Origin of the sequence: Glutamicibacter sp. BW80, from assembly GCF_002332385.1 — a bacterium.
GTDB lineage: Bacteria > Actinomycetota > Actinomycetes > Actinomycetales > Micrococcaceae > Glutamicibacter.
Window position 1 is genome coordinate 30,403 of sequence record NZ_NRGV01000049.1, and the last position, 17,706, is coordinate 48,108.

Below are 17,706 nucleotides of genomic sequence, written 5' to 3' on the forward strand. Positions count from 1 at the left end.
CGCTGTTTATCCTTCTGACTGGATTCGCAGCAAGTCCGAAAGCTCGCGCGCGGCATTGACTATGGAATCGTGGTGGATCTTTCCCGGCTGACGGGTCAGTCGTTCAATCGGGCCAGACATAGACAATGCTGCAATGACCCGCCCCGATTGACCTCGCACGGGAGCCGACACCGAGGCGACGCCTGGTTCGCGTTCGCCTAGCGACTGGGCCCACCCGCGGCGACGTACCCCGGCCAAAATGGTCGGGGTAAAACGAGCATGTTGCAGGCCGCCGATCATGCGTTCATTGTCTTCCCAGGCTAAAAGAACCTGCGCAGCAGAACCTGCCTTCATGGACAGCTGCGTCCCCACAGGAATGGTGTCGCGCAATCCCACAGGACGTTCCGCGCTGGCGATGCACACTCGGAATTCACCCTGCTTGCGGAATACCTGTGTGCTCTCGCCGGTCAGATCGCGCAGCTTCGTCAATACCGGCCCCGCAGTGCTGACCAAACGGTCTTCACCGGCCGCGCTGGCTAGCTCGACGAGTCGACCACCGAGCTCGAATCGGCCGTGCAAGTCGCGGCCCACCAGGCCATGGTGAACCAATGATTGGGCGATGCGGTGCACCGTCGGCCGGGAAATTCTAGTGATTTCGACCAGCTGCGAGAGGGACGTTGGCCCATTTTCCAATGCATTGAGAATGGCTGCTGCCTTATCCAGAACACCAACACCGCTACCTGTAGTCATGAAATCATTATCATGTCTCAGCATTTGAGATTCAAGTCCAGATACTGGAAATGGGGTTCTGCGAAGTGTCAAAGTAAAGGTGTTGATAGTTCGTAGCTTGAGGAGTGTGTCGCATGTCCACCATGCAGTCGCCCCAGACCTTGGCAGAAAAGGTCTGGAACGCGCACGTAGTGCGCCAGGGAGAAGGGCAGGGCGAAGCCCGTCAGCCCGATTTGATCTACATTGACCTTCACCTGCTACACGAGGTCACCTCGCCGCAAGCCTTCGAAGGCCTGCGGTTGGCCGGGCGCAAGCTGCGCCGCCCAGATCTCACTATCGCCACCGAGGATCACAACACCCCGACCCTCGACATTGACAAGCCCATTGCGGATTTGACCAGCCGGACGCAGATTTTCACCTTGCGCGATAACTGCAAGGAATTTGGTGTTCGCCTGCACTCCTTGGGTGACAAGGAACAGGGGATCGTGCATGTGGTTGGCCCGCAGCTGGGTTTGACGCAGCCGGGCATGACCGTGGTGTGCGGTGACTCCCACACCTCGACCCACGGTGCCTTCGGCGCATTGGCCTTCGGCATCGGTACATCCGAGGTTGAGCATGTGATGGCAACCCAGTCGTTGAGCCTGAAGCCGTTCAAGACCATGTCCATCAATGTTGAAGGCACGCTCAAGCCCGGAGTGACCGCAAAGGACATTATCTTGGCTGTCATCGCCAAGATCGGCACCGGCGGCGGGCAGGGCTACGTGTTGGAATACCGTGGCTCCGCGATCCGTGCATTGTCCATGGACGCACGCATGACCATCTGCAACATGTCCATTGAGGCCGGTGCGCGCGCAGGAATGATTGCGCCGGACGAAACAACCTTCGAATATGTCAAGGGACGCCCGCATGCGCCGCAAGGTGCCGAGTGGGATGCCGCCGTTGAATACTGGCAGACCCTGCAAAGCGATGAAGGTGCACGCTTCGACAATGAGGTGTTCCTGAACGCTGATGAACTGGAACCATTCGTCACCTGGGGCACCAACCCGGGTCAAGGCGTTTCGCTTTCCTCCAGGGTTCCGGTACCTGAAGATTTTGAAGACGAAAATGACCGCAAGGCCTGCGAACGCGCGCTCGAATACATGGGACTCATCGGCGGAACACCGATGAAGGAAATCCGCGTTGACACCGTATTCCTGGGTTCCTGCACCAACTCGCGGATGGAAGACCTGCGTGCCGCGGCCGAGATCATCAAGGGCCGTGAAAAGGACCCGCAGATCCGCATGATCGTGGTTCCCGGTTCGGCACGAGTTCGTCTCGAAGCCGAAGCCGAAGGCCTCGACCAGGTCTTCAAGGACTTCGGTGCCGAATGGCGTTTCGCCGGCTGCTCCATGTGCTTGGGGATGAACCCGGATCAGTTGGCCGAGCAGGAGCGCTGCGCCTCGACTTCAAACCGAAACTTCGAGGGGCGCCAGGGCAAGGGCGGACGCACCCACCTGGTATCCCCGCTGGTCGCCGCGGCCACCGCTGTGCGTGGCACGCTGGCTTCGCCCGCGGATCTCATTAACGCTCCGGCATCGGTCTAGGAAGGAACACCATCATGGAAAAAGTCATTACTCACACCGGGATTGGTGTCCCGCTGCGCCAGAGCAACATCGACACCGACCAGATCATCCCGGCCGTCTACCTGAAGCGAATCACTCGCACTGGTTTTGAAGATGCGTTGTTTGCCGGCTGGCGCCGGGACGAAAATTTCATCCTGAATACCGAGCCTTACACCAATGGTTCGGTGCTGGTTGCCGGTCCGGACTTCGGCACCGGTTCATCCCGTGAACACGCGGTCTGGGCCTTGAAGGACTTTGGCTTCAAAGCGGTGATCTCCTCACGTTTTGCCGATATCTTCCGGGGCAACTCGGGTAAGCAGGGTCTGGTAGCAGCCGAGGTCGCACAGAGCGATATCGAACTGATCTGGAAGGAGCTGGAGAATAATCCGGGTACCGAGATCAGCGTAAATTTGGAAGCACGTACCGTGCAGTGCGGTTCGATCCTGGCCCCATTCCAGATTGACGACTACACGCGGTGGCGTTTAATGGAAGGCCTTGATGACATCGGGCTGACCTTGCAGCATGAGGAAGACGTCACATCCTTTGAAGCTACTCGTCCAGCGTTCAAGCCGCAGACCTTGCCTGCAAGAACTGCTGACTGAGAACGAATCTAGGCCTCGTCCGTACCCACCAGTAGGTGTTTGCGGGCGAGGCTTTTCTCGTTTTGCCGCAATTGCAAGCCGACCCATCAATAGTCCAACCCTGAAAGCATGCTCACAATGTGTGCGCCACGGGCTAAACTGCCCAGAACTGCTCCCGCGATGGCGGTATGCTTGCTAAGTCCTGCCTGTTTTGTTGGCCCACCGGTCCGGGCAGGAAAAACGACTACGCGATGAGGTTTATTCATACATGGGTAAGATTCTAACGGTCCATGGCGGTGTCCCCTTGAAGGGCACCGTTCGAGTAGGCGGCGCTAAGAACTTGGTCCCCAAGGCAATGGTTGCAGCCCTGCTCGGAAGCTCTCCCTCGGTACTACGCAACGTACCGGAAATCAAAGACGTCGCGGTAGTCCGTAGCCTTTTGGAGATCCATGGCGTCAAGGTTTCCCAGGATCCTGAAACAGGCGACCTGACCATGGATCCGGTCGCGGCGAAGAGCGCTTCGAATCAGGCGATTGACGCCCACGCGGGCGACTCGCGTATCCCGATTCTTTTCTGCGGCCCGCTGATCCATTCCCTGGGGGAAGCGTTCATTCCCGATCTGGGTGGCTGCCGTATCGGCGACCGCCCCATCGATTTCCACTTAGAGGTATTGCGCGAATTCGGTGCGGTCGTGGACAAGGAAGCAGCGGGTATCCGCATTTCTGCACCCCTGGGGCTGACCGGTGCCAAGCTTGAACTTCAGTACCCAAGTGTTGGAACCACCGAGCAGGTACTGCTCTCTGCGGTCCGTGCCAAGGGCGTGACCGAAGTCAGCAACGCTGCGATCGAGCCAGAAATCCTGGACCTCATTTCCTTGCTGCAAAAAATGGGTGCCATCATTTCGGTTCACCGTGACCGCGTCATCCGCATCCAGGGCGTTGATGAACTGCGCGGTTATGACCACTACGCGTTGCCTGACCGCAATGAGGCCGCCTCCTGGGCTTCGGCAGCGCTGGTCACCAAGGGTGACATTTTCGTAGAAGACGCCCAGCAACGGGATCTGACTGCCTTCCTTCACGTCTACCGCCAGATCGGTGGCGAGTTCGAGGTCGCCCACAACGGTATTCGCTTCTTCCACCCGGGTGGCGAGCTGAATCCGTTGATCCTGGAGACCGACGTGCATCCAGGCTTCATGACGGATTGGCAGCAGCCGTTGGTTGTCGCGTTGACGCAGGCCAATGGCGTGTCGGTGATCCACGAAACCGTGTACGAAAACCGCTTCGGCTTCACCGACGCCTTGGTGCGCATGGGCGCTACGGTTCAGGTCCATACGGACTGCTTGGGCTCCACCCCGTGCCGCTTTGGCCAGCGGAACTTCAAGCACTCTGCGGTCGTGCTGGGCCCGGCGCAGCTCAAAGGTGCAAACATAGACGTCCCGGACCTCCGTGGGGGTTTCTCCCATATGATTGCCGCGCTGGCTTCCGAAGGCACCAGCAAGGTCACCGGAATAGAAATCATCAACCGCGGCTACGAGCATTTCATGGATAAGCTCACTGCCCTGGGCGCAAATGTTGAACTGAGCAACTAGGGGAACACTGGATCGTGACAGATAATCTAGTGCACCGGGAAACAGCTAAAACCAAGACCGTTTTTGCCATCTTGGCCGGGGTCGTGCGTCCGGCAATGAACGTGCTGATGGGCAAAACTTGGAAGGACTTTGACAAGCTTCCCTCCGGTGGATTCATCCTTTGCCCAAATCACCTCACCGAAATCGACCCACTGGTTGTCGGCCACGCGATCTACAGCAGCGGCCGCCTGCCTCGCTGGTTGGCCAAGGAATCCTTGTTCAAAGTTCCGGTCCTCGGCGCTGCCTTGCGTGCCACCGGTCAGATCCCCGTCTCACGGAGTGGTGCTAACGCGGCAGATTCGCTCAGTGCCGCGAAAAGGGTGCTTGAAGCAGGCGGCGTCATCGTCATTTACCCCGAGGGTACCTTGACCCGTGATCCGGAATTGTGGCCAATGGTCGGCCGCACCGGGGCTGCGCGACTCGCGTTGCAGACGGGCGCCCCAGTAGTTCCCATGGCTCACTGGGGGGATCAAGAGCTGTTCCCTCGCTATGCCAAGAAGATGTACCCATTCCCGAGAAAGCACGTCACCTTGAGCGTGGGGGAGCAAGTGCAACTCGACGATCTGCGTAGCGGCCCGCGAACGCGTTCGGTCCTGCAAGTAGCCACCGAGCGGATCATGGCTTCGATTACCGAGCTGCAGGCCGAGCTGCGTCAGCAGACTCCGCCCGAGAAGCTCTGGAATCCGGCCGAACATGGACAAACAGCTACCGGTCGGGAATTTGATGCCCCACAACCTCCGAACGACTAAGTCTCAACACCTAGCGAAGGAACTGCCTTGAGTAAGCCGCTACCACGTAAGATCGCCGTCATGGGTGCCGGAAGCTGGGGAACAACCTTTGCGAAGGTGCTTGCGGACGCGGTGCCCGAACAAGGCATCCCGGTGCAAATTTGGGCGCGTCGGGATGAAGCCGCGCAGGAGATCAATGAACGGCACACGAACTCGCGCTATCTGCGTGACACGAAGCTTCCCGCAAATGTGACTGCCTCTTCCAATGTTGAAGAAGTGCTGGCCAATGCGGACCTGGTGGTCTTGGCCATTCCGGCGCAGTCGCTTCGAGAGGAATTAGCGAAGTTCACCGCGCACTTTGAGCAAGACGTGGTGTTGCTTTCCCTGATGAAGGGGCTGGAGCGCGGTACGGATTTGCGCATGAGCGAGGTCATGGCCGAGGTCACTGGAATTCCAGCAGACCGCATCGCCGTGCTTTCCGGCCCGAATCTGGCCATGGAAATTGCCCGCGAGCAACCGACCGCTTCGGTGGTTGCCTGCACCAGCAATGAAACTGCCCATTGGATCGCACAGTTGTGCTCCGCACCTTATTTCCGCCCATATACCAATGATGACGTGCTCGGCGTAGAGCTTGGGGGCATTGTCAAGAACATCATTGCCCTGGCCGTTGGCATGTGCGACGGCATGGGGATGGGGGACAATACCAAGTCCACGGTTATTACGCGTGGGTTGGCGGAGACCACTCGCTTGGTGATTTCCCTCGGCGGACGGTTGGACACCTTGGCGGGCCTGTCTGGTCTGGGCGACCTAGTCGCAACCTGCTCATCCTCGCTTTCGCGGAACAACACCGCCGGGCGTCTGCTCGGTCAGGGACTTTTCATCGAAGAAGTCAATGACCGGATGTCGCAGACGGCTGAGGGGATCAAATCGGCCCGTGCGGTCTTTGACCTCTCGCGAAGCCATGGGGTGGAAATGCCCATCACCGAAGCAGTGGTGATGGTCTTGGAAGGAAACTTAAGCGTGGAGAACATGGCTGAGCGACTTCTGGCACGAGAATTGAAATCTGAAGGGGAACAGCAGTAATGAGTCAGCGTAAACCACGGGTGCTATTGCTCTTTGGCGGCCGTTCCTCTGAACATTCGGTCTCTTGCGTCACCGCAGCCGGCGTGATGCAAGAAATCGACAAGGATCGTTTTGACGTGATCCCTGTCGGGATCACTCGTGACGGTGCCTGGACGTTAGTCGATGAAGATTCATCGGGGTGGACGCTGAGCTCCGGGAAACTTCCCGAAATCGCCGTGGCAGATAAGCCGGTCCACCTTTCGAACGATTCTGAACGCACAACTCTGTTGCATTACTCGGACTCGCAAATTATGGATCTGGGCCAGATCGACGTGGTATTCCCGCTGCTCCACGGACCGTTCGGCGAGGATGGATCCATCCAGGGCATGCTTGAAATGTCTGGTGTCGCCTACGTAGGTTCAGGCATTGCAGCCAGCGCCATGGGCATGGACAAGCATTTCATGAAGGTCGTGTTCGAAAATGCCGGGTTCAACGTAGGCCCCTACGAAGTGATAACCAATAAGCAATGGCTGCGCGACAGCGAAGCGGCGTTGGCCCGTTGCGAAAAATTGCAGTACCCCTTGTTCGTCAAGCCTGCACGTGCCGGTTCGTCGGTGGGAATCACCAAGGTTGATGAGCCTTCAGACCTTCGGGCGGCCATCGACGCGGCGCGCCTTGAAGATCCAAAAGTCATCGTTGAGCAAGGAATCAGCGGCCGTGAAATTGAGTGCGGGGTACTTGAAGGCCGTCACTCAGAGCCTGCCCGAGCCTCAATGCCGGGAGAGATCGCCGTTGCTGAAAATGGCCATACCTTCTATGATTTTGAAGCGAAATATGTTGATGGCACTGCCGCGAAGCTCAGCTGCCCGGCGGTACTCAGCGATGAGGCCACGGCGAGCATCCGCGAGCTGGCAGTCAATGCATTTGATGCCATTGACGCCGAAGGATTATCCCGGGTGGACTTTTTCTACACGCCAGATGGCCAGTGGATCATCAACGAGATCAACACCATGCCTGGCTTCACACCTTCCAGCATGTACCCGCAGATGTGGGACAAAACTGGGATTGGCTACAGCGCACTGATTGATGAGTTGATTGCCTTGGCCTGTGAGCGGAAGATCGGTTTACGCTAAACCGTTCAAGAAGTGTTTGACCGCGCGAGATCCAGGATCGCGGCCAAACACTTCTTTTGCATTAATCAGAGATCCACACTCTTATCGACGCTTACACAGGCCCCCTCGGCCGGAATGCGCGAGGCTGCCTGGGAAAGCGAAGCCAGCACCGTACTGGATGGAATGACTTGAGGATCCAGCACAACTTCGGTCGCTGGCGTCCGGCCGTAGGTGGTCAGCGTCCAAATCCCGTCATCACCCTCGTGGGCAATCCAATCAACATCATTGACTGATACGCACGGATCCGTAGTTGGTCCGGGCACCTGGACTCCGCATCGCAGGACCACCTTCGAAGGCTCGCCCCATACGGACGTCGCCTGTGAATTCGTGCTTCGACGCTCGGCATCGCCGACGAATTCGGGAAGGATGACCATCATCTCGGCGCACAATGGATTTCCTGCATCTGCGGCAGGTTCGACGGCGGCAATGGAGGCGCACGCGGAGAGCATCGGTGCAAGCACCGCTGCTCCAAGCAATAGCGCACTTGTACGCCTAATCCTTAGATTAAGTTTTGATGACTCTTGACTCTTATTACTGAAAACTGGCACTTTATCAGCCTACCGTTCGTTTCTGAAAGATAGGATGTAAAGAGTTGAAACTGTGAAAGGTAGCATATGTCCTTTGAAGAACAGCCTGTACGCCCGCGTGCGAAGAAGAAACGTACGGGGCGTGGAATCCTTATCGGTATTCTGGCACTGGTCGTTATTGCCGGATTGGTAGCCGGCGGGTACGTATGGAATCTTGGCCGCACCTTCGATGAGAAGAGCGACAAGATCGCCGAGGCTTTCCCGGCTGAGGAGACTCGTCCAGAAGTTAAGGAAGAGTCAAAGGACGCCGTAAACATTCTGCTCCTTGGCAGCGATACACGAGCCACTCGTGATGTCGATGATGCGGAAGATGACTTTGGCACACTGCCCAATGGTGGTCGTTCGGACACCATGATGCTGGTGCATATTCCGGCTGATCGCGATGGCGTTTATGTCACCTCGGTCATGCGCGATACCTGGCTGGATATTCCGGGCGTCGGTACTGCGAAGATCAACCGTGCTTTTGCCAGCGGAGGCGTGCCAAAAGCAGTTGAGACCTTAGAGGGCCTCTTCGGGGTACGCATCAACCACGTAGCATCAATTGACTTTGAGGGATTCAAGGGATTGACGGACGCGCTTGGCGGCGTGACCGTTAACAATCCTCAGGCTTTCCGCCAGTCAATTACCAATGGCATGTATTTCCCGGCTGGTGTCCAAACCCTTGATGGAGAACAGGCCTTGGCCTTTGTTCGTGAACGCAAATCGTTCCCGGGCAGCGACTATGGACGAGTCAAGAACCAGCAGCTGTTTGTCAAAGCGATGCTTGGGCAGATTATGTCTAAGGAAACCCTGACCAATCCGGCTAAGCTTAATAGCGTGGTCAGTGAGATGGCACCATTTATCGCGGTTGATGAATCGTTGGATGCATCTACCGTGGCCGGTTATGCCACCTCGATGATGAATGTGCGTCCAAACGACATGACATTCTTTACGCTCCCGAACAATGGCCCTGGCCGTTCGGCGGACGGTCAGTCGATTGTCATTCCGGATATGGCAACCATAGACAAGTTTGGCACCGCGTTGCAGGAAGACAAGATGGAAGAATTCGTGAATACCACGGACCTTTCCCGCTAAGAACTGAAAGACCCGATTTCCCATGACACAAAAACTCGATACCTCCGTGCGCGCCATCGGTGAATGGTTGCAGCGGAGCGTGAAGAGTCTCGGGAATCATTCCGATCGGCTGAATGCCATCAATGTTTTCCCCGTGGCGGATGGAGATACAGGTAGCAACCTGTATCTCACCGCCCGGGCGGGGCAAGACGCGGTCAGCAAGTTGGAAAGCGATGATATCGGCGCCTTTTTGGAAGTTGCTGCCCGCGCCGCCATGGAGTCGGCGCGTGGCAATTCGGGGACGCTGCTTGCGGTCTTCCTCAGCGGCCTGGCGGAACCTTGGCTGGGTCATGATCGGCTGAATGCCAGCATTCTGGCCAAGGGGCTGGAACGCGCCAAGGTCCGCTCATGGTCTGCGCTAAGCGAGCCAGTCGAGGGCACCATGCTCTCGGTGATCAGTGCCGCCGCGCTGGCAGCCGGATCCACGCTAGCCCACCTGAAAACCGATGCCGAAAGCCGTGCAGCGCTGGATTCGGTGCTAAGCCAGGTATCCCAAGCCGCACGTATGGCCGTGCACGGCACCGAAAATGAGTTGCCCAGCCTTGAAAGTGCCGGCGTAGTCGATGCCGGGGCGGTTGGGATGCTGGTTATTCTTGATGAGCTTTGCGCTGCCGTCCGCGGCACCGAGACGGATTTCGAATATTATGAAGGATTCCATGGGTACCATATCCAAGACCCACATGTGCATCTGATCCAGAATGATGCGCAGGGTGTCGAGGTCATGTGCACTATCACCCTGGACGCTTTGGGTGCTGCGACCTTGCGCGGTCAATTGGACCGAATAGGCGACTCGGTCATCATGTCGCCGGTCAATTCGACCAGCGAAGAATTCTACCGTTGGCGAGTCCATGTTCATGTTGCCCAAGCCGAAGCTGCGCTGGAACTCATCCGTCAACAGGGCGAGCCGGTGAACGTCAGCGTCACCGATCTGTGTACCCATGATGGATGAAATCCGTTTGAAGAATATTGAACTAGCCGAGCTCTCCAAGGCATTGGGCGCCAAAAATGCTGGAGCACTGGAGAAGGCCTTCGGGTATACCACCGTTGGAGAGTTTCTCTGGCATTTTCCCCGCCGCTATGTCGATGTGGGGGAGCTGACCCCCATCGCCGAGCTGCCCTTTGACGAACACGTCACCGTAGTAGCCCAAGTGGTCAACGTCAGCCAGCGGCAGATGCACTCACGGCGTGGTTTCATCTTTGAAGTGACGGTGAGCGACGAACTTGCCAATAATGGGCAAGAACTGCGGATGACCTTCTTCAACGGTTACCAAGCGCGCAACGATCTGCAAATTGGAACCATCGCAATGTTCAGCGGCAAGGTGGGCTGGTACCAAGACCATCTGCAGCTGAGCCAGCCGGATTACGCAATTCTGGACACGGCTGAGCAGGCCGATCCGCGGCCAATACCGATCTATCCGGCCTCGGCAAAAATGCCGAATAAGAAGATTCGTGATCTGATGGGCCTGCTCACCGAACTGTTCACCGAAGAGCAGCTTCCGGAGTTCCTGCCCGAGGCAACCCTCGCACAGCATCATTATCCGCGTCGGGCGAAGGCCTACCTGGATAGGCATAGCCCGCGCGAAATCAAGCAGGCGTATATTGCCCGGCAGCGCTTTGCCTTCGAAGAGGCCTTTCTGCTGCAACTTTCGCTCGCCGAACGAAGCCGAAAGCTGGGAAATCAGCCTGCAATTGCCCGAAGGCAAGTCAAAGATGGACTCGCCGATAAATTCGAATCAAGATTGCCCTTCGAGCTCACTGACGATCAACTAGAGGTCGGGGCGGCTATCACCGCCGACCTGGCTAGAGCGCATCCCATGCACCGATTGCTGCAAGGCGAAGTTGGTTCGGGTAAAACGATTGTTGCCCTCCGTGCAATCTTGCAAGTCATTGACGCCGGGGGACAAGCGGCGCTGTTGGCGCCGACAGAGGTCCTCGCCGCGCAGCATTATTCCTCCATTAAGAAGATGCTGGGGAACCTAGCCGAACCAGGCCTCTTCGGTGAGGGCGAGGGAACTGGGGTAGCGCTGCTGACCGGTTCGGCCAAAACGGCTCAACGCCGGGAAGCCCTCTTGGGCATAGCCAGCGGGGAGACCGGACTGATCATCGGCACGCACGCGCTGCTCGGCGAACACGTGCGATTTGCCGAGCTCGGCCTCGTTGTCATCGATGAGCAGCATCGTTTCGGTGTCGAACAGCGTGATGCGTTGCGGGCCAAAGGCGAAGACGCGGTGCCTCACACGCTTGTCATGACCGCTACGCCGATTCCACGTACGGTGGCGATGACGGTCTTTGGCGATCTGGACACCTCCACCATCAGGAAGCTTCCTGCCGGACGCGCCCCCATCTCCACGCATATCGTTCCCATGCAGCTCACCGGATTCCGGGACCGGCTCTTCTCACGGATACGGGAAGAAGTCAGCAAAGGCCATCAGGTGTATGTGGTCTGTCCGAGAATTACAGAAACGGCAGCGGAGCAAGGGATCTTGGTAGCCACCGCTGAAGATGGGGCCAACCAAACCATGAGCGTTGAAGCAATGTTTGAACTTCTTTCCTCCATGCCTTCGTTCACCGACGTTCGTCTGGAATCATTGCATTCGCAGCTTGACTCCCATGACAAGCAAGAGATCATGGATGAATTTGCAGCCGGGCAGATAGATGTCCTGGTTTCCACCACGGTGATTGAAGTCGGTGTGGACGTGCACAACGCAACCTTGATGGTGATCATGGACGCCGAAAGATTTGGGATCTCACAACTCCACCAGCTGCGCGGTCGTGTCGGCCGTGGCGGATTACCGGGCACCTGTCTGCTGACCACCTGGTTGGACGCCGATCACCAGTCGGTCAATAGATTGCGCACCATTGAGTCGACTCTGGATGGATTCGAATTGGCCGAAGCGGACCTTGCCGAACGCAAGGAAGGAAATATCCTTGGCGTTCAGCAGTCCGGTAGCCGGTCAACGCTGCGTGAATTGAGTATCATCAAAGATCGTGGCTTGATCGAATCGGCCCGTGACGACGTCCAGCTGCTCATGCAGTCCGGGAATTGGGCCGCCGAGCACTCGCAGCTCGCCTCGGTTGTAGGGTCGTGGATTGATCAGTCCACCAGCGAATTCTTGAATAAAAACTAATATCTATATTTCGAAAGTGGCAGCATCACATGAGCCGTATTATCTCCGGCATAGCCGGTGGCACTACCTTGAAGTCGGTTCCTGGAGATGCCACGAGGCCCACCACAGACAGGGTCAAAGAGGCTCTGTTCTCCCGGCTGGAAAGCTGGAACGTCATTTCTTCGGCGCGAGTGCTGGACCTGTTTGCTGGTTCCGGAGCCCTCGGGCTGGAAACCGCTAGCCGTGGGGCGCGTCAGGTGCTGCTGGTGGAGCTGGCGCCAAAAGCTGTGAGCGTGTGCCAGCAGAATGCAGCAAAAATCAACGTGGCCTTGAAGGGCCAGATTGCTTCGGTTCAACGAGGCAAGGTGGATTCTGTACTCGCAGGTTTCGTCGACGAAGAAACTTCCTTGACCCGAAAGACTTTTGACCTGGTCTTTATGGATCCGCCGTATCCGTTGACTGAGCAGGAGCTCTCGGCGACCTTGGAGAAAGTCTCCAGGGTTCTCGCTGAGGACGCGACCCTTATTGTTGAACGTTCCAGCCGTTCTCCTGAACCGCAATGGCCGTCGGGCCTTGAGAAGATCGCGGATAAGAAATACGGAGAGACGCACCTATGGTTTGCCGAACCGGTCCAAGGCTAGAGAATGCTTGATCTCCGACGGATAAGGGCCTGCCGCTTGGCAAGCTTCGATAGCAGGCTCCTCGATCCTGGCTTTTGACGCGGTAAGGATGAGGTTCCCGGGGAATCTTCGGCTAAACATCTCTGGAGTTGAGCTGAGCAGCACATGGGCGAAGACAGTTTGTGCGGCCGCCACCTGGCGATCGGTGAAGGCCAAGGGCGGGTCATCTCCGATATTCACGAAGAGCAGACCATCGACGGCCAGCGAGTCTGCAAGTTCTGCATAGTACTCTGCGGTGGTCAGATGCTCCGGTGCCTCCGGTCCGCTAAAAATGTCAACGACAATAACGTCGTAGAGCTCACCTGCCAGTTCTTCGTAAAGCACCGCACGGGCATCGGCCACAATCGCCCGCAAATTGCTTTCTTTTGGCATGGGAAGGTGCGTTTGCACGAAGTCGAGCAGTTCGCGTTCGATATCAACGGCAACGTGCGTGCTTTTTGGATAGCGCAGAGCACCCCAACGGGCTAAGGTCAGCGCTCCGGCACCTAGATGGAGGAATTTTAATGGTTCTGGCTTGGGGCGCAATACGCTCAAATGATTGGCAATTCGAGCCAGGTATTCATAGAAGATCTGTTCCGGATCAGCCAGATTTACATGTGACTGTTCGGCGCCAGCAATGGCGAGGATCTTGGCACCAGGAACTAGGTCATCGTCATAAATCGTTGCATGAGCCTGAACACCACCGAGCCAGCGTTTGATGGGTTTATTGCTCATTTTGCGAGTTCTCCCGGAAGATTTTGCAGCAGCTCGACGGCGCGCGCAATGACCTCAGGTTTTTTGCAGAAGGCAAAACGCAGTAGGGAGGCATATTCCGACTGATTTTCTTGGTGCGCAAATACCGATAGCGGGATTGCGGCCACACCGATTCGTTCGGGCATGAGCTTCGCCGCGTCCACAGCGCTTTCGACTCCCTGTCCCTTGAGATCGGCGACCAAGAAATAGGTGCCTTTGGGGTGCATCACCGGGATCCCCGCCTTTTCTAGGCCGTCGGCAAGCTGTGCACCTCGCTCACCGAGATCGGCGGAAAAGTTGGTGAAGAAGGAATCCGGAAGCGCCAGAGCCTCAGCGACGGCTGGCTGGAAAGCAGGCCCGGAGGAATAGGAAAGGAATTGCTTGACTGTCCGTACCGCGGTGATGAGTTCGCGAGGCCCAGATGCCCACCCAACTTTCCACCCGGTGAAGGAAAACGATTTGCCGGCAGAGGAAATCGTCACGGTGCGTTCAAAACCGCCGGCAAGAGTCGCGATGGGGATATGCGGCGAATCAAATGTGAGATGTTCATAGACTTCATCCGCCAAAATGATGCAATCATGCTTATGCGCGAGGGCAATGATTTCGTTCAGCACGCTCTCGTCGAAAACCGTACCCGTGGGGTTATGCGGATTATTGACAATGATTAATCGTGTCTTGTCGGTAACGGCAGCCCGAAGTTCATCCAGATCTGGCTCGAATGATGGTGCTCGCAGTTTCACTACCTTGTGCGCAGCATTGGCCAACCCAATCATGGCTGCATAGGAGTCGTAATAAGGCTCAAAAGTGACTACCTCATCACCAGCTTCGACAAATGCCAAAATTGTCGCCGCGATAGCTTCCGTGGCGCCGGTGGAGACGACCACCTGTGTATCCGGATCAATTCTCAAACCATAAAAACGCTTCTGGTGCTCCGAGATAGCCTGCCGCAACGCGGGAATACCGCTGCCTGGAGCGTACTGATTGGCTCCGTCATGTATGGCTTTGACGGCCAATTCGCGAATTTCTTGCGGGCCCTCGGTGTCGGGGAAACCTTGACCTAAATTTAGTGCCTGGTGTTTATTCGCCAGACCGGTAATCTCTTCGAAGATTGTGACCCCGGGTTCGCCCGTTGGTCCCAGCAGGTTTGCACTGCGCGCGGTACGCCGCCATGGCGTGGATTCATAGGTCATAGATCAATTATGCTTCGTATCAGAAAATTGGCGTTGGGTAACACGCATGAATCGTTACGTGACAGCCCATCCAAAATCACGCGCTATCAGCGGTTTGTTGATAGATTCAATATATGCGCAGAGCTGTATGCCCAGGATCCTTTGATCCCATCCACAATGGCCATGTTGAGATCATTGCCCGTGCGGCGAGCCTCTTTGACGAGGTAATCGTTGCTGTGTCGACGAACTACTCCAAGAAGTATCGCTTTAGCGAAGAAGAACGAGTAGCCATTGTCGAAGAGACCGTAGGAGGTCTTCGCGGTGTTTCCGCAATGCCCATGGGCCAAGGGCTCCTCGCGGATTTCTGCAAGGAGCAGGGTGCCGAAGCTATCGTCAAGGGTCTGCGCAGCACCGTTGATTATGCCTATGAGATCCCCATGGCCACCATGAACCGCCACCTCACAGGCGTGGAAACCGTCTTCCTTCAGGCGGACACTAGATTTACTCATTTGTCTTCGTCACTGCTCAAAGAAGTGCAGTCGCTCGGCGGTGATGTCGCTGAATACTTTCCACGCGCAGTCATCAAGCGATTGTCGAAGAAGAGTTAGAAGCTTTGCTCGTGAGATGAAGATTGCTTGCTTCATCAGATACAGATTACCTTTTGAGAACAGTAGGGATTATCAAAATGGCGTTGACTCCAAAAATTACCAAGGCAGTCATTCCAGCTGCCGGGCTGGGAACTCGGTTTTTGCCAGCAACGAAGGCAATGCCAAAAGAGATGCTTCCCGTAGTCGATAAGCCTGCAATCCAGTATGTCGTTGCCGAAGCCGTGAACGCTGGGCTGAACGACGTGCTGATGATTACTGGGCGTAGCAAGCGCGCTCTCGAAGACCACTTCGATCGGGTTCCCTCCTTGGAAGCATCCTTGGAAGCCAAGGGGGACATGAAGAAGTTGCGTTCGGTTCAGGAAGCAACGGAACTTGGCGATATTCACTACGTACGCCAGCGCGACCCGCGAGGCCTTGGGCATGCGGTCCTATGCGCAAAGCAGCACGTAGGGCAGGAACCATTCGCAGTTTTACTGGGAGACGACTTAATTGATTCACGCGATGAACTGTTGTCGCTCATGGTAGAAACCCAGCAGAAGACCGGTGGGTCGGTGATCGCGCTCATGGAGGTCGAGCCTGAACAGATTAGCGCCTACGGCTGTGCGGACGTTTCTGCCGTCGAGGGCGAAGACTATGTGAAAGTGAACGCCCTGGTTGAGAAGCCAAGCTTGGAGGAAGCCCCCAGCAATTTGGCAATCATCGGCCGCTACCTGCTGCACCCCAGAGTTTTCGAGGTGCTTGAACACACCGCTCCGGGACGCGGCGGTGAAATTCAGCTGACGGATGCTCTACAGGAGCTTGCTGTGGGCAGCGAGGAAGGAACCGGAGTGCATGCCGTAGTTTTCCGCGGCCGACGTTATGACACCGGTGACAAGCTGAGCTATCTCCAGGCAAACGTGACTTTGGCCGTTGAAAACGAAGAACTAGGCGCGGGCATGAAGACGTGGCTAAGGACGTTCGTCGCAAACCTCGAAGACTAATCGTAAGGGGCTACTCAGGATAATCACATTTATCTTGAGTAGTCTTTTTCTTTGCCCCTGTAGCGAGCATTGAACTTGCCACATGGGCATACCCTAGATTTTCTTTGAGAAGCTGCAGGAATGAATACCCAAAACACAAGTGAAAGCTTTACGTCTCGTAGCGCGCGCTACGGTGTGGAGCGACGGCGGAAGCGCCGCCTGCGCGGCGTTCTATTGTCCGTAGTTGCGGTTGTAGTCATTGCAGCATTAGGTGCAGGGTTTTACCTTTTTAGTCTTCAACATCAGTTCAATTCGAAAACCAATACCTTGTCCATCGATTACAGCGATGAGCAGCAGAGTTCGCGACCTGTCAAAGATCCCGACGATGGCTCCATGAATATCTTGATGCTAGGAGTAGATCATGCTGATGATGAGCAATCGGACGCAGCGGCGCTAGACGGCGCGGTGAATCAACGCAGTGACTCCATGATGCTGGTGCATATTCCAGAAAACCGAGAGCAAATTTACATCATGTCTTTGGTCAGAGATATGTGGGTAGATATCCCGGGATATGGCCAGAACAAGCTCAACGCTGCGGTGTCGCTTGGAGGGGTACCGTTACTGATGCAAACCGTGGAAGGACTTTTCGACACGAAAGTCGATCACGTGGCGATGATTGATTTTGAGGGCTTCCGAGAGCTTTCCACGGCCCTGGGCGGCGTGACGGTCGACAATGAAATACCCTTCACCGCGAATGACACGGACTACTTCTACCCTGCCGGCGAGGTCACTCTTGAAGGGGATCGCGCCCTGCGTTTCGTCCGTGAACGAAAGTCGTTCAATGACGGTGATTACCAGCGCGTCAAGAATCAACGGACATTCCTCGTTGCGGCCGTAAACCAGATGCTATCCAACGATACGCTCACCAATCCGGTGAAGCTCTACGATATTGTGGATAAGGTTTCGCCTTACCTGACCTTCGACTCGCAATTCGATGCGGCGACACTAGTTGGTTTGGGTATGCAGCTCAAAAACGTGGACACCGAAAAGCTGGAGATGTTCACGATGCCGACTGCAGGTAGCTCAACTAGCGCCGATGGTCAGTCAATCGAACTTGCCAGCGAACTAGCAGTCGCTGAAATTTCAGAGGCGCTGCAAACCGATACCATGGCTGAATATTTGGCTGAGTACCCGCCAGAATAGACGTGCCCAAGCGTGAGTGGGAGCAATTCCACTCGCGTACGCAGCACGAAATCACGTGTAACCACCACT

The 17,706-nt window shown here is 56.3% G+C and carries 17 protein-coding genes; 13 read left to right on the top strand and 4 right to left on the bottom strand.

Annotated elements, in window-relative coordinates; genetic code table 11:
• Positions 1-6: 6 nt before the first annotated feature.
• Positions 7-729: an IclR family transcriptional regulator gene (locus CIK76_RS12900; RefSeq protein ID WP_096287226.1), complete on the bottom strand. Its 723-nt coding sequence runs from the start codon at positions 727-729 to the stop codon at positions 7-9.
• A 122-nt stretch (positions 730-851) separates the two neighbouring features.
• Here CIK76_RS12900 and leuC point away from each other — a divergent pair, with 122 nt between their 5' ends.
• From leuC to CIK76_RS12930, 6 genes are all read left to right on the top strand, one after another.
• Positions 852-2,291, top strand: coding sequence for a 3-isopropylmalate dehydratase large subunit (gene leuC, locus CIK76_RS12905; protein WP_096287228.1), 1,440 nt, complete (start codon positions 852-854; stop codon positions 2,289-2,291).
• A 14-nt stretch (positions 2,292-2,305) separates the two neighbouring features.
• Positions 2,306-2,911 (top strand): 3-isopropylmalate dehydratase small subunit, encoded by a 606-nt coding sequence (gene leuD, locus CIK76_RS12910; RefSeq protein ID WP_096287098.1) that lies wholly within the window; start codon positions 2,306-2,308, stop codon positions 2,909-2,911.
• A 247-nt stretch (positions 2,912-3,158) separates the two neighbouring features.
• Positions 3,159-4,478 (top strand): UDP-N-acetylglucosamine 1-carboxyvinyltransferase, encoded by a 1,320-nt coding sequence (murA, locus tag CIK76_RS12915; RefSeq protein WP_096287100.1) that lies wholly within the window; start codon positions 3,159-3,161, stop codon positions 4,476-4,478.
• Positions 4,479-4,492: 14 nt separating this feature from the next.
• Entirely contained in the window at positions 4,493-5,266 is a 774-nt protein-coding gene (locus CIK76_RS12920; RefSeq protein ID WP_255248461.1) for a lysophospholipid acyltransferase family protein, read from the top strand.
• A gap of 27 nt (positions 5,267-5,293) precedes the next feature.
• Positions 5,294-6,328: an NAD(P)H-dependent glycerol-3-phosphate dehydrogenase gene (locus CIK76_RS12925; protein ID WP_255248462.1), complete on the top strand. Its 1,035-nt coding sequence runs from the start codon at positions 5,294-5,296 to the stop codon at positions 6,326-6,328.
• Positions 6,328-7,440 carry a D-alanine--D-alanine ligase family protein gene (locus CIK76_RS12930; RefSeq protein WP_096287102.1) on the top strand — a complete coding sequence of 371 codons (1,113 nt, stop codon included), beginning with the start codon at positions 6,328-6,330 and terminating at the stop codon, positions 7,438-7,440. Before CIK76_RS12925 ends, CIK76_RS12930 begins: the two co-directional genes overlap by 1 nt.
• A 65-nt stretch (positions 7,441-7,505) precedes the next feature.
• On the opposite strand, the gene CIK76_RS12935 is transcribed toward CIK76_RS12930, so the two are convergent.
• On the bottom strand, positions 7,506-7,955 hold the full coding sequence (locus CIK76_RS12935; RefSeq protein WP_343252137.1) for a DUF3515 family protein: 450 nt from the start codon (positions 7,953-7,955) through the stop codon (positions 7,506-7,508).
• Between the two features lie 138 nt (positions 7,956-8,093).
• Between CIK76_RS12935 and CIK76_RS12940 the strand changes: the two genes are divergently transcribed.
• Genes CIK76_RS12940 through rsmD form a run of 4 tightly spaced genes read left to right on the top strand, consistent with a single transcriptional unit; the run spans position 8,094 to position 12,927 of the window.
• Positions 8,094-9,140, top strand: a complete 1,047-nt coding sequence (locus CIK76_RS12940; protein WP_096287104.1) for an LCP family protein — start codon at positions 8,094-8,096, stop codon at positions 9,138-9,140.
• Between the two features lie 22 nt (positions 9,141-9,162).
• Positions 9,163-10,128 (top strand): DAK2 domain-containing protein, encoded by a 966-nt coding sequence (locus tag CIK76_RS12945; protein ID WP_176484203.1) that lies wholly within the window; start codon positions 9,163-9,165, stop codon positions 10,126-10,128.
• Between the two features lie 7 nt (positions 10,129-10,135).
• Positions 10,136-12,307, top strand: a complete 2,172-nt coding sequence (locus tag CIK76_RS12950) for an ATP-dependent DNA helicase RecG (RefSeq protein WP_255248463.1) — start codon at positions 10,136-10,138, stop codon at positions 12,305-12,307.
• A 29-nt stretch (positions 12,308-12,336) separates the two neighbouring features.
• Positions 12,337-12,927, top strand: coding sequence for a 16S rRNA (guanine(966)-N(2))-methyltransferase RsmD (gene rsmD / locus CIK76_RS12955; protein ID WP_096287108.1), 591 nt, complete (start codon positions 12,337-12,339; stop codon positions 12,925-12,927).
• On the opposite strand, the gene CIK76_RS12960 is transcribed toward rsmD, so the two are convergent.
• Together CIK76_RS12960 and CIK76_RS12965 are read right to left on the bottom strand one after the other, a co-directional pair.
• Positions 12,898-13,680: a fused MFS/spermidine synthase gene (locus tag CIK76_RS12960; protein WP_096287110.1), complete on the bottom strand. Its 783-nt coding sequence runs from the start codon at positions 13,678-13,680 to the stop codon at positions 12,898-12,900. The genes rsmD and CIK76_RS12960 overlap by 30 nt on opposite strands.
• Positions 13,677-14,888 carry an aminotransferase class I/II-fold pyridoxal phosphate-dependent enzyme gene (locus tag CIK76_RS12965; RefSeq protein WP_096287112.1) on the bottom strand — a complete coding sequence of 404 codons (1,212 nt, stop codon included), beginning with the start codon at positions 14,886-14,888 and terminating at the stop codon, positions 13,677-13,679. Before CIK76_RS12965 ends, CIK76_RS12960 begins: the two co-directional genes overlap by 4 nt.
• 113 nt (positions 14,889-15,001) lie before the next feature.
• On the opposite strand from CIK76_RS12965, the gene coaD reads away from it, so the two are divergent.
• From coaD to CIK76_RS12980, 3 genes are all read left to right on the top strand, one after another.
• Positions 15,002-15,475: a pantetheine-phosphate adenylyltransferase gene (gene coaD, locus CIK76_RS12970; protein ID WP_096287114.1), complete on the top strand. Its 474-nt coding sequence runs from the start codon at positions 15,002-15,004 to the stop codon at positions 15,473-15,475.
• A 77-nt stretch (positions 15,476-15,552) separates the two neighbouring features.
• A complete protein-coding gene (gene galU, locus CIK76_RS12975) occupies positions 15,553-16,455 on the top strand; it encodes a UTP--glucose-1-phosphate uridylyltransferase GalU (RefSeq protein WP_096287116.1) in 903 nt (300 codons plus the stop codon).
• Positions 16,456-16,575: 120 nt separating this feature from the next.
• Positions 16,576-17,637, top strand: a complete 1,062-nt coding sequence (locus CIK76_RS12980) for an LCP family protein (RefSeq protein WP_096287118.1) — start codon at positions 16,576-16,578, stop codon at positions 17,635-17,637.
• Positions 17,638-17,706: the final 69 nt, after the last annotated feature.

Bases quoted from the DNA above. Each gene is read 5' to 3' on its own strand.
- CIK76_RS12965 (WP_096287112.1), bottom strand. From the start codon at position 14,888: ATGACCTATGAATCCACGCCATGGCGGCGTACCGCGCGCAGTGCAAAC.
- CIK76_RS12930 (WP_096287102.1), top strand. From the start codon at position 6,328: ATGAGTCAGCGTAAACCACGGGTGCTATTGCTCTTTGGCGGCCGTTCC.
- CIK76_RS12960 (WP_096287110.1), bottom strand. From the start codon at position 13,680: ATGAGCAATAAACCCATCAAACGCTGGCTCGGTGGTGTTCAGGCTCAT.
- leuC (WP_096287228.1), top strand. From the start codon at position 852: ATGCAGTCGCCCCAGACCTTGGCAGAAAAGGTCTGGAACGCGCACGTA.
- CIK76_RS12900 (WP_096287226.1), bottom strand. From the start codon at position 729: ATGACTACAGGTAGCGGTGTTGGTGTTCTGGATAAGGCAGCAGCCATT.
- galU (WP_096287116.1), top strand. From the start codon at position 15,553: ATGGCGTTGACTCCAAAAATTACCAAGGCAGTCATTCCAGCTGCCGGG.
- rsmD (WP_096287108.1), top strand. From the start codon at position 12,337: ATGAGCCGTATTATCTCCGGCATAGCCGGTGGCACTACCTTGAAGTCG.
- coaD (WP_096287114.1), top strand. From the start codon at position 15,002: ATGCGCAGAGCTGTATGCCCAGGATCCTTTGATCCCATCCACAATGGC.
- CIK76_RS12945 (WP_176484203.1), top strand. From the start codon at position 9,163: ATGACACAAAAACTCGATACCTCCGTGCGCGCCATCGGTGAATGGTTG.
- CIK76_RS12980 (WP_096287118.1), top strand. From the start codon at position 16,576: ATGAATACCCAAAACACAAGTGAAAGCTTTACGTCTCGTAGCGCGCGC.
- CIK76_RS12940 (WP_096287104.1), top strand. From the start codon at position 8,094: ATGTCCTTTGAAGAACAGCCTGTACGCCCGCGTGCGAAGAAGAAACGT.
- leuD (WP_096287098.1), top strand. From the start codon at position 2,306: ATGGAAAAAGTCATTACTCACACCGGGATTGGTGTCCCGCTGCGCCAG.
- murA (WP_096287100.1), top strand. From the start codon at position 3,159: ATGGGTAAGATTCTAACGGTCCATGGCGGTGTCCCCTTGAAGGGCACC.